The sequence below is a fragment of the Streptomyces sp. AC602_WCS936 genome (assembly GCF_019049125.1).
Lineage (GTDB): Bacteria > Actinomycetota > Actinomycetes > Streptomycetales > Streptomycetaceae > Streptomyces.
In genome coordinates, this window is sequence record NZ_JAGMUF010000008.1 from 407,110 (window position 1) to 422,876 (window position 15,767).

A 15,767-nucleotide genomic window follows, 5' to 3' on the forward strand; every position below is an offset into this window, starting at 1 on the left:
CCCCCGCCCCGGACAGAAGGACACCCCTATGCTCACGTCCGTACCCGTCGCATGGCTGTGGCTGCTGGCCGCGGCGTCCACCGCACTGTCCAGCTGTCTGCTGGGGAGCTGGATACCGCTGCGGAAGTTCCGCATCGCCTATCCGCTGACCATGGTCACCGGCGGCGTGCTCCTGATCGTCGTCTGCCGGGTGAGCGGCTTCGGCCTGTCCGAGGCGCTCGTCATGTACTCCAGCGCCCACATCGGCCTGACGCTGGGCATGCTGCCCCAGCGGAAGTGGTTCAAGGAGGTGCTGGAACGGTGGCGCAGGGGCGAGCGCACGGACCACATCGAGGTCCCGCGCCGGCACCTCGCCTTCCTCGTCGTCACCGTGGTCGCCGTCCTGCTGGTCGGCTTCGCGCTGACCCGCTGAGATCCGGTGCCCGCCCCGCGGCGGGCACCGGGACCTCCTACTCCCCGAGCTACTCCCCGAGCAGACCGCGCACCCGCTCCTGCCCCACCGCGAGCAGCAGCGTGGGCAGGCGCGGGCCGGTGTCGCGGCCGACGAGCAGGTGGTAGAGCAGCGCGAAGAACGACCGCTGGGCGGTCTTGATCTCCGGCGGCAGCTCCTTGGGCGTGGCGTCGGCGGAGAACCCGGCCTGGACCTTGGGCACGCCGTAGACGAGGTGGGTGAGCCCGTCCAGGGACCAGTGGTCGGCGAGTCCGTCGAGCAGCAGCCGCAGCGAGGCCCGGCCCTGCTCGTCCAGCGACTTCAGCAGCTCGGCGTCGGGCTCGTCGCGCACGATGGTGCGCTGGTCGGCGGGGACGTGGGTGTTGATCCAGGCCTCGGCCTTGTCGTACCGGGGACGGGCCTCCGCCAGCGCGCCCAGCGGATTGGCCGGGTCGAGCTCGCTGAGGATGCGCAGCGCCTGGTCCTCGTGCCCGGCGGTGATGTCGGCGACCGAGGCGAGGGTGCGGTACGGCAGCGGCCTGGGCGTGCGCGGCAGCTCACCGGCGGCCGTGCGGACGGCACGGGAGTGGGCGGCGGCGTCGGCGGGGAGAGCCGAGCCCTCGGCGACCTTGGCGTCGAGGCGGTCCCACTCGTCGTAGAGCCGCTGGATCTCCTGGTCGAAGGCGATCTTGAAGGACTGGTTGGGGCGGCGGCGGGCGTAGAGCCAGCGCAGCAGCTGCGGCTCCATGATCTGAAGCGCGTCGGCCGGGGTGGGCACCCCGCCCTTGGACGAGGACATCTTCGCCATGCCGCTGATGCCGACGAAGGCGTACATCGGGCCGATGGGCTGCTTGCCGCCGAAGATCCCGACGATCTGCCCGCCGACCTGGAAGGAGGAGCCGGGCGAGGAGTGGTCGACGCCGCTGGGCTCGAAGATCACGCCCTCGTAGGCCCAGCGCATCGGCCAGTCGACCTTCCAGACCAGCTTGCCGCGGTTGAACTCGCTCAGCCGGACCGTCTCCGAGAAGCCGCACGCGGTGCAGGCGTACGTCAGCTCGGTCGAGCCGTCGTCGTAGGCGGTGACCGTCGTCAGGTCCTTCTCGCAGTTGCCGCAGTACGGCTTGTACGGGAAGTACCCGGCGGAGCCGGAGCTGCCGTCGTCCTCGGCGGCGGCGCCGGAGCCCTCGGCGGCCTCCAGCTCGGCCTCGTCGACCGGCTTCTGCGACTTCTTCGCCGGTCCCTTCTTGGTGCGGTACTGGGCGAGGATCGCGTCGATGTCCTGCCGGTGCTTCATGGCGTGCAGGATCTGCTCGCGGTAGACACCGGTGGTGTACTGCTCGGTCTGGCTGATCCCGTCGAACTCCACGCCCATCTCGGCGAGCGAGTCGACCATGGCGGCCTTGAAGTGCTCGGCCCAGTTCGGGAACGGGGAGCCCTTGGGGGCCGGGACGGAGGTCAGCGGCTTGCCGATGTGCTCGGCCCACGTCTCGTCGACGCCCGCGATGCCGGCCGGGACCTTGCGGTAGCGGTCGTAGTCGTCCCAGGAGATCAGGTGCCGGACCTCGTGACCCCGGCGGCGCACCTCGTCGGCGACCAGGTGCGGGGTCATGACCTCGCGCAGGTTGCCCAGGTGGATGGGGCCGGACGGGGAGAGTCCGGACGCGACGACCACAGGTTTGCCCGGGGCACGGCGCTCCGACTCGGCGATGACCTCGTCCGCGAAACGGGAGACCCAGTCGGTGGTCTCTGTGCTCTGAGCCACGATCGGCACGTCCTTCTTTCTGACTCGGGCAGCCGGTACGGTCGCACGGCTGACCGCTCCATTCTCCCAGTCCGGCCCGCATCCGCGAAAACCGCTTTTCACCGCGTGGGATACTCGGTTTCCGTAGCTACTGAAAGCCTCACTCCCGGAACCCCGAGCAGAACGGCGAACCACTCCATGGCCTCGGTCACGTCCCTCAGCGACTCCGTCCAGCAGCACCTCGCGTCCGCCCTCACGGCCACCCGGCCCGAGGCCGCCGGCGTCGACCCGCTGCTGCGACGCAGCGACCGGGCGGACTACCAGGCCAACGGCATCCTCGCCCTGGCCAAGAAGGCGAAGGCCAACCCGCGGGAGCTGGCGACCGAGGTCGTCGCCCACATCACCACCGGCGACGAGCTGATCAAGGACGTCGAGGTCTCGGGCCCCGGCTTCCTCAACATCACCGTCGCCGACCGGGCGATCACCGGGAACCTGGCCGCGCGGTACGCGGACGGCGAGCGCCTCGGCGTGCCGCTGAAGGAGGACGCGGGCGTCACGGTCGTCGACTACGCCCAGCCGAACGTGGCGAAGGAGATGCACGTCGGCCACCTGCGGTCGGCGGTCATCGGCGACGCCCTGCGCGGCATGCTCGACTTCACCGGCGAGCGGACGATCGGCCGGCACCACATCGGCGACTGGGGCACCCAGTTCGGCATGCTCATCCAGTACCTGTTCGAGCACCCCGGCGAGCTGGCCCCGGCCGAGGACGTCGACGGCGAGCAGGCCATGTCGAACCTGAACCGGGTGTACAAGGCGTCGCGTGCGGTCTTCGACGCGGACGAGGAGTTCAAGGAGCGGGCCCGCAAGCGGGTCGTCGCCCTCCAGTCCGGCGACAAGGAGACCCTCGAACTGTGGCAGCAGTTCGTGGACGAGTCGAAGGTCTACTTCTACTCCGTCTTCGAGAAGCTCGACATGGAGATCCGCGACGAGGAGATCGTCGGCGAGTCCGCGTACAACGAGGGCATGCCCGAGACCGCCCGCCTCCTGGAGGAGAGTGGCGTCGCCGTGCGCTCCGAGGGCGCGCTCGTGGTGTTCTTCGACGAGATCCGCGGCAAGGACGACCAGCCGGTCCCGCTGATCGTCCAGAAGGCGGACGGCGGCTTCGGCTACGCGGCCTCCGACCTGACCGCGATCCGCAACCGGGTCCAGGACCTGCACGCCACCACGCTGCTGTACGTCGTCGACGTGCGCCAGTCGCTGCACTTCAAGATGGTCTTCGAGACGGCCCGCCGGGCGGGCTGGCTGAACGACGACGTCACCGCGCACAACATGGGCTACGGCACGGTGCTCGGCGCGGACGGCAAGCCCTTCAAGACGCGTGCGGGCGAGACCGTGCGGCTGGAGGACCTGCTGGACGAGGCGGTGCAGCGGGCCGCCGAGGTCGTGCGGGAGAAGGCGCGGGACCTCACCGAGGCCGAGATCCAGGAGCGGGCCGCGCAGGTCGGCATCGGGGCCGTGAAGTACGCGGACCTGTCGACGTCGCCGAACCGCGACTACAAGTTCGACCTGGACCAGATGGTCTCGCTCAACGGCGACACCAGCGTGTACCTCCAGTACGCCTACGCCCGTATCCAGTCGATCCTCCGCAAGGCCGGCGAGGTCCGCCCCGCCGCCCACCCGGAGCTGGAGCTGCACGAGGCGGAGCGGGCGCTGGGCCTGCACCTGGACGCGTTCGGGAACACGGTCTTCGAGGCGGCCGCGGAGTACGCCCCGCACAAGCTGACCGCCTACCTGTACCAGCTGGCGTCGCTGTACACGTCGTTCTACGACAAGTGCCCGGTGCTGAAGGCTCAGACGCCGGAGCAGGTGGAGAACCGCCTCTTCCTGTGCGACCTCACGGCCCGCACCCTGCACCGGGGCATGGCCCTGCTGGGCATCCGGACGCCCGAGCGGCTCTGAACACCCGGACAGACGCGTGCGGCCCGTCCTCTCCCCCGGTGGGAGGACGGGCCGCGTGCGTTCGCCGACCAGTCGGGTCAGCAGTCGGGGCAGTCGTTGGCCATCCGCTTGAACGCCGCCCGAGTTCCCGAGCCGGCGATCCCGTCGATCCCGCCGTCGTAGTCGTAGTACTTCGCGAGGTAGCGCTGCAGCGCCCTCACCGTGTTGGGGCCGACGATTCCGTCGATCTCGTCGTCGGGGTAGCCCCAGTGCGTGAGCCAGCGCTGGAGCGCCTTCCAGCTCTCGGTGCCGAGCAGCCCGTCGATCTCACCCTTGTAGCCCCAGCGCGCGGCTGCGACGCGCTGGATCTTCCTGGCCTCCGTACGGGTCAGCCCGAGGTTGTTCACCGCGAGCGGGGCAGCCGCCTCCGCGCTCACCACCCGCTGCGGAGCCTCTGTGGGGGCCGCCATGGCCGTACCCGCGGTCGCCAGGCTGCCGGCGGCGATCCCGACGGCGGTGGTGACGGTGACGAGTGTCTTCGTCAAAGTTCGCATGCTTTCCCCTCCGATGCGTTCACTGTGCTGTCGACCACGAGACTGCGGCCCGTCGAGCCGGGCTGCCACAGTTGCCCCGGAACTGACGTACTTACGGGACGTCCCACGCGCTGACCTGCGGGGACGTCGTCGTTGGAGTCGGTGCGGCGGGACGGCGAAACGGGGTGGCCGATTCCGAATGGTGCGGGAACCACATCCCGGTGGGCCGCGTGGTCGCTGATGCAGAATGAGACCGGGGAACGGGGACCCGGACCGGCGAGCCCGAACGCGAGTGGGGGAACATGTCGCGTTGGAAAGAGCTGCCCGCGGAACTGCATCCGCACGTGCACCAGTTGGCGGTGCGATTACGCAGGCTCAAGGACCACGGCGGACTGAGCATGCGGCAACTGGCCGCGAAGACCGGGTACAGCGCGAAGTCCTGGGAGCGGTACCTGAACGGCAGGTCCCTGCCGCCCCGGGAGGCCGTCGAGGCGATGGCCCGGATCACCGGCGACGATCCGGCCCGACTGCTGGCGCTGCACGAGGTGGCGTCGGAGCACTGGGGGAAGACGCGCGGGACCGCGCCCGTCGGGCCGGAGGCCGCGGAAGAGGAACCGCGCCCGGGACGGTCGCCGCGCGTCGCGGTCGTGGCGGCGGTGGTGGTCCTGGTGCTGGCCGTGTCCGGGGCCGTCCTGGTGGCGGCACGGTTCACCGGCGGCTCCGACGGCGGCGGCGGCCACGGCAGCGGCGCGGCGGCGGCCACAGTGACCACACCCGCCGCGTCGGCGTCCCGGTCACCGCAGACGTACACCTGCCGGGTGGAGCGGAGCGGCGGCCGCTGGTACGCGGGCAACAGCCGTACGCAGGACGCCATCCTGGCGTACGGACACGCCGGACCGGAGGTGGCCGAGGCGCAGTGCCTGCTGGCACGAGCCGGCATCTCGCCGGGAGAGGTCGACGGGATCTACGGCCCCAAGACGCAGCGCGCGGTCAAGCGCGTCCAGCAGCGCGACGGACTGGTCGTGGACGGCATCGTCGGTCCGCACACCTGGAAGGCCCTGCGGGGCGTGACCCCGCCATGACCCCGACGCACACCCGGATGACCACTGCGCTGCGGGAGTTGCGGACACGTACGGGGCTGAGCCTGGCGGCGCTGGCGGAGCGCACGGCGTACAGCAAGTCGTCGTGGGAGCGCTACCTCAACGGCAAGACGCTGCCGCCGCGCCAGGCGGTGCGGGATCTGTGCCGGCTCGCCCGCGAACCGGAGGGACGGGCGCTGGCACTGTGGGAGATCGCGGAGTCGGAGTGGAGCGGGCGCGCGGCGCGACCCGCCCCCGCACCGGCCGGCCCAGCCCCACAGCCACAGCCACCGACACCGACACCGACACCGACACCGACACCGACACCGACAAGGCAACCCGGTGCCAGGGGCAGGCTCCTGACCGTGCTCGTTTCCGTCTGCGCCGTGACCGTGGGCGGTGTCATCTCGGCGCTCCTCCTGCTCCCGAACCGGGAGGGAGCCCCCCGTACGTCCGCGTCCCCGGCCCCCGGTCCCCGTTGCCACGGCACCGCGTGCGAGGGCCAGGACCCGATGCACATGCTCTGCGGCGGGGGCCCCGACACCCTGTCCACCCATCGCACCACCACCGGGGCCCGGTTGGAGCTGCGCTACAGCGAGAAGTGCGGCGCCGGCTGGGCCCGCATGTGGGGGACACGCGTCGGCGACCGGCTGGAGGTGACGGCGGGCGGCCCGACCCACCGGGCGCGGATCGCGGGCGAGGTCGACGCGGAGTCGTACGTCTACACCGCCATGACCGCGGCCCGTCCCGGTGCCGTCCTGCGGGCCTGCTTCCGGCCCGCGGCGGCCGCCGACGGCGAACGGGAGTGTGTCGAGGCGCGCGTGGGCCTACGGGTCTCCGGAATGAGGATGCCCTACACCTTCACCCTGAAGGGTGGAGCACCGGACAAGCACCCGCCAGCCCCTCCCTCAGCCTCCGCAGCCCCTCCGCGATCTCGTCCGGCGTCTGTGTGACGAAGCACAGCCGCAGGGTGGCGCAGTTGGGCTCGCCGGCGTGGAAGGGGGCGCCGGGGACGTACGCCACGTCGTGCCGGACCACCTCGGGGAGCAGGGCCGTGGTGTCGTACCGCTCCGGCAGCCGCGCCCACACGAACATGCCGCCCTCGGGACGGGTCCAGGCCGACCCCGCCGGGAGCGCGTCCGCGAGGCCGGCGAGCATGGCGTCCCGGCGTGCGCCGTAGGCGGCGGCGACGCGCGCGACGTGGGCGTCCAGGTCACGGTCGGCCAGGTACCGGGCGGCGGCGAGCTGGTTGACGGTCGGGGTGTGCAGGTCGGCGGCCTGCTTGGCGACCGCGCAGGCCCGGCGCAGTCCGGCGGGCGCCCGCAGCCAGCCGAGGCGCAGGCCGGGCGCCATGACCTTGGACAAGGAGCCCAGCAGCACGGTGCGGTCGCGGGCGCCGTCGTAGGAGGCGATCCACGGCACCCGTTCGCCCTCGAAGCGCAGTTCCCCGTAGGGGTCGTCCTCGACGATCCACACCCCGCGCCGCCCGGCGATCTCCGCGACGGCGGCCCGGCGGCCGGCGGGCAGGGTGCGGCCGGTCGGGTTGGAGAAGGTGGGCACGGTGTAGAGCAGCTTGGGCCGCTCGCGCACCACCAGTTCGTCCAGCGCCTGCGGGTCCATCCCGTGCTCGTCGCCCGGCACGGCGACGACCCGGGCGCCCGCGAAGCCGAAGGCCTGGAGGGCGGCCAGGTAGCAGGGGTCCTCGACGAGGACGGTGTCGCCGGGTTCGATCAGGGCGGTGGCGAGCAGGGACAGGCCCTGCTGCGAGCCGGTGGTGACGAGGAGGTCGTCGGCGCCGGTGTCGAGTCCGCGCGCGGTGGTGCGGGCGGCGAGTGCGGCGCGCAGGGCGGGCTCGCCCTCGGTGGTGGAGTACTGGAGCGCCCGCGCGGGCGTCTCGGTGAGGACGGCCTGGTAGGCGGCGGCGATGCCCTCCGCGTCGAACAGCGTCGGAGCCGGGAGCCCGCCCGCGAAGTTGATCACCTCGGGGCGGGCGGTGACGGCGAGGATGTCCCGTACCGGCGAACCGCCGGTCGACCGGGCCCGCGCGGCGAGCGGCGGGAGGGGTGCGGCGGGGTCGGGCGCGTTCTCGGGCACTGTCTCGGTCACGGTCATGCCCGCACCCTAGAGAAGTGCGTGGCGTCTACAAGCGCCTTTCCGCGATCCGGACGGCCGCCCCGCGGTCAGCCCTTGACGCCCAGCCCTCCGTACACGTTGATGTCGGCGTCCGTGACGTCGTTGATGTCCTTGTACCGGACCTTCTCGATGTCGTCGAGGCCGGCCAGGTAGGACTCCTCGGGCTGCTCGGGCACGGGTGCGGCGTGGTCCGGGCGCCAGTGGTGCACCGGGACGACGCCGCCCGGCTCGGCGAGCTTCAGCCCGGCCTCGGCGAAGAAGCGCTCGACGTCGTCGCGGGAGCGCAGCACGAAGGTGAAGCCCCGCTCCGTGTACGTCCGCTGGACCGCGCGGATGTTCTCCGGGTTGAGGTCCTCGGTGAGGTGGCTGAGGACCAGCCGGCTGCCGGCGGGCAGCGCGTCCACCAGCTCGCGGACGATCGGGTACGCCTCCTCGTCCTCGACGAAGTGCAGGATGGCGACCAGGCAGAGCGCGACGGGACGGCTGAAGTCGAGGGTCTCGGCGGCCTGTTCGAGGATCCGTGCCGGGCTCTTCAGGTCGGCGTCGATGTAGTCCGTGCGTCCCTCGGGACCGCTGGTGAGCAGGGCGCGGGCGTGGGCGAGGACGACCGGGTCGTTGTCGACGTAGACCACCCGGGACTCGGGGGCGATGCGCTGGGCGATCTGATGCACGTTCTCCGCGGTCGGCAGACCGGTGCCGATGTCGAGGAACTGGCGGATGCCGTCCTCCTCGGCCAGCGCGGTGACGGCGCGGCGCAGGAAGTCCCGGTTGTGCCGTACGTCGAGGTAGCCGCGCGGGTTGGCGGCGAGCCCGGCGGCGGCCGCGTCGCGGTCGGCGGGGTAGTGGTCCTTGCCACCGAGGAAAACGTCGTAGACGCGGGCCGGGTGCGCCTTGCTGCTGTCGATCCTCCTTCTCAGCTCCGCGGGGTCCTGGCTGAGGGCGTCACCGGGCATGGGCGTCTCCTGACGGGGAACCGTTGTGTGGTCAACAACCTAACGCCCCGGCCGAGTTGCAGGTGCCCGACGCCCCCTCCCGCCTTCTCTCAGCCCTCCTCGACCAGCTCCCAGTGGTCGCTGCCCAGCGGGTACGCGTAGTAGGAGTCGTCCTTGGAGGCGCTGGTGCGGAACGGCCGGCCGTGGTCGTCGACCCGCAGGGTGCCCTCCCGGCCGCCGCTCGACCACTCCAGCTCCAGGTACCAGCTCACGTCGTGCTCGCTGGTGTGCGCGTTGACGTGGAACACCTCCAGGTCGGACTCGGTGACCGAGTACGGGAAGTCCTGCTGGCCGCCGATCGGCATCGCCAGGGGGTCGCCCAGGTCGAGGGCGACGTCGAAGGCCTCGACGTCCACCTTGCCGCCGCAGCCGTTGCCCATCACGTACTGGTCCCAGTCCAGCGGCTGCTCGCTGCTCACCACGCGCACGTGCAGGTCCTTCAGGACGACGGTCTCCGGGCCGGTGCCCTGCACGGTGAGGACGACGGTCTGCCGGTTCGCGGAGACCGCGCCGTAGGCGGTGGCCCAGCCGACCGCGTCCTGCTGGGCGGGCGGCTTCAGCACGTTCTTCGGGCTGCGGTCGACGAGGAAGGCGTGGTCGCAGGGGGAGTCCCAGAAGTACGGGGTGGTCGAGACGGTGAGCAGCGGGCCGTCGGCGGGCGGGCGGCGGCTCGCGGACGCGGCGGGACCGGCGCCCGTCGCGGACACCGAGGGGGTCGCGGGCCCGGACGTGGAAGGGGACGCCGACGCGGAGGCGCTGCCGCTCGGGGTCGCCGGCGGGGTGGCGCTCCCGGACGCCGACAGGGAAGGCGGCACCGCCCCGGCGGCCCCGGCGGGACCGCGCCGCCCGTCGTCGCCCGAGCCCGACACGAGGTTCGCCACGAGCGCGACGGCGACACTGACGGCGACGACACCGGAGGCGGCGTAGAGGGCGGCGCGGGGGACACGGCGACGGGAGGCGGGCGGCGCGGGCTCCTCGACGGCGGGCGGCGCGGGCTCCTCGACGGCGGGCGGCGCGGGCTCCTCGACGGCGGGCGGGAGGCCCGGCTCCTCGGAGCCGCCGGTCTGCTCCTCGCCCTCGCCCTCGCCCTCACTTCCACTCTCGCCCTCACTTCCACTCTCGCCCTCGCTTCCGCTCTCGCCCTTCTTCACGCCACGCAGGGCGTCCGCGCGGATCCAGCGGCGGTGGAGTTCGAGCAGTTCCTCGGGGGTGGCCCGGCACACGCGGGCGAGGCGTTCGACGGGGGCGAACTCGACGGGGACGACCTCCCCGCTGACGTACCGGTGGAGGGTCGACGCACTCATGTGCAGCCGCTTGCCCAGCGCCCCGTAGCTCAGCCCGGACCGCTCCTTGAGTTCCCTCAGCAGCCCCGCGAAGTCGTCCCCCGCCACCGTTTCTCCCTCTCCCGCATCCCCGTACCGCATCCCAGCGGGATGCCGTTCCCGCAGGTCAGAGCCGTTCTCGGCATCCCAGCGTCCCGCATGCCCCGGCATCGCTGGCGACCGGGACGGCCCCCGCCCCAAGCTGTGGTCATCCAAGCAGCCGCTCCCGGCGAACGGTCGAGCGGCTCACCTCAACTCCACCCAAAGGGGTCCACTCATGTCCACACGCACCGCCCGTACCGCCCGCCGCACCCGCCTGTTCGCCGCCACCACGGTCGCCCTGGCCGCACTCGCCCTGACGGCCTGCGAGAGCGGCGACGGCTCCGACACGGGCGCCCCCGCTCCGTCCACCTCCGCCCCGGCCGGCGGGAACAGCGAGCAGCCCCCCGCCGGGAACGAGTCGGGCGACGGCACGGAGGCCAACGGCTCGAAGGGCACGAACGGCTCCGCCGCCTCTTCCGACTCCTCGGGCTCCTCCGACAAGCCGGCGGGCGACACCGGCGACGACGACTCCGAGATCCCCGACAAGTGCTCCGCCACCGACGTGAAGATCACCGCGACGAAGGTGACCCGCCCCCTCAACCACCTCCTGCTGACCGCCACCAACACCGGCTCGAAGACGTGCATGCTGCCGCCGTACCCGGCGGCCCGCTTCGGCGAGGCCCAGTCGGTGCCGCCGGTCGCGGAGGCGACCAAGCCGCAGTCGCTGACCGGGGTCGAGCCCGGCGAGTCCGGCTACGCGGGTGTGGTGCTGTCCTCCGGCGACGGCAGCGGCGAGAACGGCTACGAGACGGACACCCTCACGATCCCCTTCGAGGACGGCTCCATCGCCACCGTCGCCCTGCCCGCCGGCGGCGTGTACGTCGACACCGCGCTGACGGTCACCTACTGGCAGACCGACATGGACGCCGCCCTCGGGTACTGAAGAGGTGCCCGCACCCCCTGCGCGAAGCACCGGGCGAGGTCGCCGCTCAGCGGAGGGTGCGCGCGACCTCGGTGGCCCAGTAGGTCAGGATGTTGCGCGCACCGGCCCGCTTGATGCCGGTGAGGGCCTCCAGGATGGCGCGGTCGCGGTCGATCCAGCCCTTCTCGGCGGCGGCCTCGATCATCGAGTACTCGCCGGAGATCTGGTAGGCGGCGACGGGCACGTCGGAGGCCTCGGCGACCTTGGCGAGGATGTCGAGGTAGGGCCCGGCCGGCTTGACCATCACCATGTCGGCCCCCTCCTCCAGGTCCAGCGCCAGCTCCCGCAGGGACTCGCGCACGTTGGCGGCGTCCTGCTGGTAGGTCTTCCGGTCGCCCTTCAGCGAGGACCCGACGGCCTCCCGGAAGGGCCCGTAGAAGGCGGAGGCGTACTTGGCGGTGTACGCGAGGACCGCGACGTCCTCCCGCCCGATCTGGTCGAGGGCGTCGCGTATGACCCCGATCTGCCCGTCCATCATCCCGCTGGGCCCGACCACGTGGGCGCCCGCGTCGGCCTGGACCTGCGCCATCTCGGCGTACCGCTCCAGGGTGGCGTCGTTGTCGACCCGCCCCTCGGCGTCGAGCACCCCGCAGTGCCCGTGATCCGTGAACTCGTCGAGACACAGATCGGACATGACGAGCAGCTCGTCCCCGACCTCGGCCCGCACGTCCCGCAGCGCGACCTGGAGGATCCCGTCGGGGTCGGTGCCCGCCGTCCCGGCGGCGTCCTTCTTCGCCTCCTCCGGCACCCCGAAGAGCATGATCCCGGAGATCCCCGCCTCGACCGCCTCGGCGGCGGCCTTCTTCAGCGTGTCCCGGGTGTGCTGCACGACCCCGGGCATCGCCGCGATCGGCACCGGCTCGCTCACGCCCTCGCGGACGAAGGCGGGGAGGATGAAGTCGGCGGGGTGCAGCCGGGTCTCGGCGACCATCCGACGCATGACAGGAGTGCTCCGCAGCCGCCTGGGCCGCGTACCGGGAAAGGATCCGTACGTCGACATACCACCTACGCTACGCCCGCCCCACCCGTGCCTTTGCCGACGGCGAGTCGGCCCGGAACGGCACCCGCAACTCCACTGAGCGGTGGCAGCGGCTCTGTCAGTGGGCTGGTCTACGTTGCCGACATGACCGACTGGATACACCGCGCCCTTCCGCATCACGAGGAGACCAACGTCGTCTTCTTCCGGGGGATGACCCTGGACGCACTGACACGTGGTCTCCTCGCCCAGCACCGCATGCCGCTCGCCTACGGCAAGGGCACCGACTGGGGCCTGCTGATGCACGACATGCTCAGCTGGGAGGAGAACGACTACGACGTCGTCGGCTACGGCCCGCTGAGCGCCGGCGGAGGCGAGCTGGTGGTGTTCGTGACCGAACCCTGCAGCGTCAAGGGCCACCGCCCGTCCTTCGAGTACCACCGGGACGGGCACCTGATCACCGCCTTCAGCTTCGAGGCCCTCTCCCAGCCGTGGGGAGAGCAACCCGACCTGCTGTCGCCCGCGCTCATGGCCGCGCGCCTGACCGGACCGGCAGCCGACCTCGACAGCACCGGCAACACGCTCAGGACAGCACAGGCCATCACGGACTTCTTCGCGCTGCCCGACCTGGCCTACGACGAGGTGGTGGCACCCGGGGGAACCGGCGGCCACGGCACGTCGGCCAGCAGCGGGAGCAGCGTCTCCTCCTCATAGTCGAGGTGGGCGTTCAGCTCGGCCGACATCGCCGCCAGTTCCGTACGAAAGCGCTCCGGGTCGGAGATGTGGACATCGGCCAGCAGCGCCGCCAGCTCACCCTGAATGCGAGCGACGGTGCGGTGTTCGCCGGCGAGCCGCTCGAAGACGTCGGCGAGGTGGGGGTGGTGCCGGGCGATCCCCGGGAACAGATGCCCGTCCTCGCTCACGTGGTGGAACTCCAGCGCCTGACAGAACGCCAGGCACCGCTGCCGGATTTGCAGCCCGAGCCCCGGCGGCGCACCGGCCGGTCCCGGCGCCGCGAAGTACGCCTCGGCCTCCCCCCGCACCTGCCGCAACTGCCCCCTCAGCCAGGTGTGCACCTCCAGCAGCTTGTCGGCCAGGGTCCGCACCTCCCCCGGCCCCTCCCACCCCTCGGGCTCGGCCCGCTCCAGCACCACCACCGGCAGCGGCCTGCTGGTGCCGGCCTGGTAGTCGCCGTACCCGGGCGCCTCCCGTACGACGTGCGCGAACAGCTCCTCGCGCCGCTCCCCCTCGGCGGGCACGGCGAGCGCCTCGAAACTCGAGGCGCCCATCTCCACCCGGACCAGGGGATGGGCGAGCAGGTTGTAGTACCAGCCGGGATGCCGCGGCCCACCGAGGTCGGACCCGACCACGAGCAGGGAGTCCCCGTGGCGGACGTAACCGAGCGGCGTGGTCCGCGAGGCCCCCGACCGGGCACCGGTAGTGGTAAGCAGAAGCAGATCCCCGCCTTCGAAGGGACCGCCGACCTTCCCCTCGTTGGCGCGGAACTCGTCGATGACGGACTGATGGAACGACGTGGGCATACGGTTCTGTGTCTCCAGGACGGCAGGCCACGGCAACGGCAACGTCACGTGCCGCGGCGTGCGAAGGAAGAATGAAGGGCAAGCACGAGACCGACGCGCGCGCGAGCGCTGCATCGGGCAACTCGAAGTCAGGGCGCGGAGTGTGAACGCATCACGTACCCCTTGCATGAAGGGCGCTCGCCCGATCGCCGGCCGGCCCACTGCTCTTTGACCGACGCCACGCGGCACCACCCTCATTACACGCACCGGCCCACCGGGCTGTCAACGCGAGTCCCGGACGCCGACGACGGCCGGTGTCAGAGCGGACGGCTACGGTGCGGTCATGAGCGAGACGCCCGGTGACAACCGCCGGCTTCCCCCTGCCCTGGCCGACATGGCCCGCGTCGAGATCGATTACGCCGACGGCGACGGAATCGACTTCGAGCCCTACGACGCCTTCGAACCGGCCGACGAGACCACACACTGGCTGCGCCAGTGGACCGGGAACTCCGCACTCGACGGCGCCGCCTACCGCGTGTTCGGCCAGGACGGCAGCGGTGGCCTCGCGGCCCTCTGGTACGGGCGCCCGGGGCGCCCCCTCGCCGAGCAACCCGTGGTGTACATGGGCTCGGAGGGCGAGTGCGGCGTGGTCGCCGACAGCCTCTCCGACTTCCTGTGGCTCCTGGCCGACGGCACCGGCCCGGCGGAGGCGGTCCTCTTCGGCCCCCGGTCCCGCCCCGACCCGACACTCACCGCGCTCGCCGAGCGCCACGCCACCACCCCACGCCGCCCGGCCGCGGACATCGTCGCGCAGGCCCGTACCGCCTTCCCGGCCTTCGCGGGGGACGTCGAGGCACTGTGCCGCTGAGCAGCCGCGGCAGCGAGGCGACCGCGGTCGGGCTCGGGCTCGGCCTCGGCCTCGGGAGAGCCTGCTTCCGCTCCCCCCGGAGGCCCGTCTTCAGGCCGCGCGAGCTGCTTCGCCGTGCGTCCCGCTGTCCGTACGACAGTCACGGCAGCGACCGGGATGCGGGGCGCGGAAGGCCCGCTCGCAGCCGTCACAGGTCTGGAAGGGCTCCGGCCGATCGACCACGCGCACCGAGACCGGTGCCGGTGCCGGTGCCGGAGCCGACGGAAGCGGCGGAGGCAGCAGTTCAACGAGCCGATAGGCGAGCACGCCGGCCGCGCGGCGCATCTCCGTGGGCAGGTCCGAGGTCAGCACGTGATGGACGACGTTGGCCGTGGCACCCCTCTCGAACCACCGGATGACATTCGGGACCAAGGTTGCAACGTCTCGGGAGGAGAGGGTGAGACGTTCGTCGGTACGACGCAGCCCTGCAAGGAGATCGACGGCTCGGTCGTGGAGGCGGCTACCCCTCGACACAGGCACAGGCACAGGCACAGGCGGAACAGCCACCTGGGCGACTTCCGGCGGCCTCAGTTCGACGACGGGCTCACTGCGCCGAGGCACCACCGCTGACACCCCCGGCACTGGGTCCCCCTCCTTCGGCGAGGCTTCCTGCGCTCCTCCCGACGACCGAGAAGCCGACGCCCCGCCCTCCCGCACCACCGCCACCGCACGTCGGCGTACGACGGGCGCGACCGCTCGCTCGGGCGTGTGATGGGCATACGTCCGCGTCACCAGCCGCCCGGTCTCCGAGCGCTCACGTACCCGCTCCAGATAGCCGTGCTCCTCCAACTCCCGCAAGCCGGAGGCGATCCGCTCCCGCCCCTCCGGGAAGCGCTCGGCGAGGGTACGGATGTCGACGAGGGCACTCTCCGGCAACGACAGGATGTGCGTGGCCAACCCGATCGCGGTCAGCGACAGCTGACGGTGCTGCGCGAGGTGATTGCCGATGACGACGTACTGCCCCGACTGGTGCGTGCGTACGTGGATGACACCGGAGTGGGTGGTGGACCGGCGAACGCCCTGACTCGGGCGCGCGGCAGCGTTAGTCTTCTGCTCAGCCATGGGGAAGGTCCTTTGCTTCCTCGTTGGTCAGGCCCCTGCGTTGGGAGTGCAAGTCCCGGGTGGGGGCCGACTCATGTCGTCTGGGATATTCCAGAGGCATCAACTCGCCT

15 protein-coding genes are annotated in these 15,767 nt (G+C 71.8%); 7 read left to right on the forward strand and 8 right to left on the reverse strand.

The genetic code is table 11. The features are described from left to right. Positions 1 to 28 precede the first annotated feature (28 nt). Positions 29 to 412 carry a hypothetical protein gene (locus tag KUM03_RS04660; RefSeq protein ID WP_217245687.1) on the forward strand — a complete coding sequence of 128 codons (384 nt, stop codon included), beginning with the start codon at positions 29 to 31 and terminating at the stop codon, positions 410 to 412. Between the two features lie 49 nt (positions 413 to 461). On the opposite strand, the gene lysS is transcribed toward KUM03_RS04660, so the two are convergent. Next, on the reverse strand, positions 462 to 2,201 hold the full coding sequence (lysS, locus tag KUM03_RS04665; protein WP_217245688.1) for a lysine--tRNA ligase: 1,740 nt from the start codon (positions 2,199 to 2,201) through the stop codon (positions 462 to 464). Between the two features lie 168 nt (positions 2,202 to 2,369). Here lysS and argS point away from each other — a divergent pair, with 168 nt between their 5' ends. Then, complete coding sequence (gene argS, locus KUM03_RS04670; RefSeq protein ID WP_217245689.1) at positions 2,370 to 4,130, forward strand: arginine--tRNA ligase; 1,761 nt, start codon at positions 2,370 to 2,372, stop codon at positions 4,128 to 4,130. Between the two features lie 77 nt (positions 4,131 to 4,207). On the opposite strand, the gene KUM03_RS04675 is transcribed toward argS, so the two are convergent. Next, a complete protein-coding gene (locus KUM03_RS04675) occupies positions 4,208 to 4,663 on the reverse strand; it encodes a peptidoglycan-binding protein (RefSeq protein WP_217245690.1) in 456 nt (151 codons plus the stop codon). A 281-nt stretch (positions 4,664 to 4,944) separates the two neighbouring features. On the opposite strand from KUM03_RS04675, the gene KUM03_RS04680 reads away from it, so the two are divergent. Together KUM03_RS04680 and KUM03_RS04685 are read left to right on the forward strand one after the other, a co-directional pair. Further along, positions 4,945 to 5,724 carry a peptidoglycan-binding protein gene (locus KUM03_RS04680; RefSeq protein ID WP_217245691.1) on the forward strand — a complete coding sequence of 260 codons (780 nt, stop codon included), beginning with the start codon at positions 4,945 to 4,947 and terminating at the stop codon, positions 5,722 to 5,724. Positions 5,725 to 5,741: 17 nt separating this feature from the next. After that, positions 5,742 to 6,674 (forward strand): XRE family transcriptional regulator, encoded by a 933-nt coding sequence (locus KUM03_RS04685; protein WP_254398782.1) that lies wholly within the window; start codon positions 5,742 to 5,744, stop codon positions 6,672 to 6,674. On the opposite strand, the gene KUM03_RS04690 is transcribed toward KUM03_RS04685, so the two are convergent. The 3 genes from KUM03_RS04690 to KUM03_RS04700 all read right to left on the reverse strand — a co-directional run bounded on the left by KUM03_RS04690 (position 6,583) and on the right by KUM03_RS04700 (position 10,237). Next, positions 6,583 to 7,833: a PLP-dependent aminotransferase family protein gene (locus KUM03_RS04690; RefSeq protein WP_217245693.1), complete on the reverse strand. Its 1,251-nt coding sequence runs from the start codon at positions 7,831 to 7,833 to the stop codon at positions 6,583 to 6,585. The two genes, KUM03_RS04685 and KUM03_RS04690, sit on opposite strands and share 92 nt — an antisense overlap. Positions 7,834 to 7,901: 68 nt before the next feature. Continuing rightward, positions 7,902 to 8,807 (reverse strand): SAM-dependent methyltransferase, encoded by a 906-nt coding sequence (locus KUM03_RS04695; protein WP_217245694.1) that lies wholly within the window; start codon positions 8,805 to 8,807, stop codon positions 7,902 to 7,904. 89 nt (positions 8,808 to 8,896) lie between these two features. Continuing rightward, positions 8,897 to 10,237, reverse strand: a complete 1,341-nt coding sequence (locus KUM03_RS04700; protein ID WP_217245695.1) for a helix-turn-helix transcriptional regulator — start codon at positions 10,235 to 10,237, stop codon at positions 8,897 to 8,899. Positions 10,238 to 10,445: 208 nt separating this feature from the next. Between KUM03_RS04700 and KUM03_RS04705 the strand changes: the two genes are divergently transcribed. After that, the gene (locus KUM03_RS04705) at positions 10,446 to 11,153 is read left to right on the forward strand and encodes a DUF4232 domain-containing protein (protein ID WP_217245696.1); all 708 of its coding nucleotides are present in this window, start codon (positions 10,446 to 10,448) and stop codon (positions 11,151 to 11,153) included. Positions 11,154 to 11,199: 46 nt separating this feature from the next. On the opposite strand, the gene hemB is transcribed toward KUM03_RS04705, so the two are convergent. Beyond that, a complete protein-coding gene (gene hemB / locus KUM03_RS04710; protein ID WP_217245697.1) occupies positions 11,200 to 12,192 on the reverse strand; it encodes a porphobilinogen synthase in 993 nt (330 codons plus the stop codon). A 123-nt stretch (positions 12,193 to 12,315) separates the two neighbouring features. Between hemB and KUM03_RS04715 the strand changes: the two genes are divergently transcribed. Further along, entirely contained in the window at positions 12,316 to 12,882 is a 567-nt protein-coding gene (locus KUM03_RS04715; protein WP_217245698.1) for a hypothetical protein, read from the forward strand. Here the strand turns inward: KUM03_RS04715 and KUM03_RS04720 are convergent. Next, on the reverse strand, positions 12,801 to 13,709 hold the full coding sequence (locus KUM03_RS04720; RefSeq protein ID WP_217245699.1) for a nitroreductase/quinone reductase family protein: 909 nt from the start codon (positions 13,707 to 13,709) through the stop codon (positions 12,801 to 12,803). The two genes, KUM03_RS04715 and KUM03_RS04720, sit on opposite strands and share 82 nt — an antisense overlap. 322 nt (positions 13,710 to 14,031) lie before the next feature. Here KUM03_RS04720 and KUM03_RS04725 point away from each other — a divergent pair, with 322 nt between their 5' ends. Then, positions 14,032 to 14,556: an SMI1/KNR4 family protein gene (locus KUM03_RS04725; protein WP_217245700.1), complete on the forward strand. Its 525-nt coding sequence runs from the start codon at positions 14,032 to 14,034 to the stop codon at positions 14,554 to 14,556. Positions 14,557 to 14,646: 90 nt separating this feature from the next. Here the strand turns inward: KUM03_RS04725 and KUM03_RS04730 are convergent, their stop codons facing one another. Further along, positions 14,647 to 15,657, reverse strand: coding sequence for a helix-turn-helix domain-containing protein (locus KUM03_RS04730; protein ID WP_217245701.1), 1,011 nt, complete (start codon positions 15,655 to 15,657; stop codon positions 14,647 to 14,649). Positions 15,658 to 15,767 lie beyond the last annotated feature (110 nt).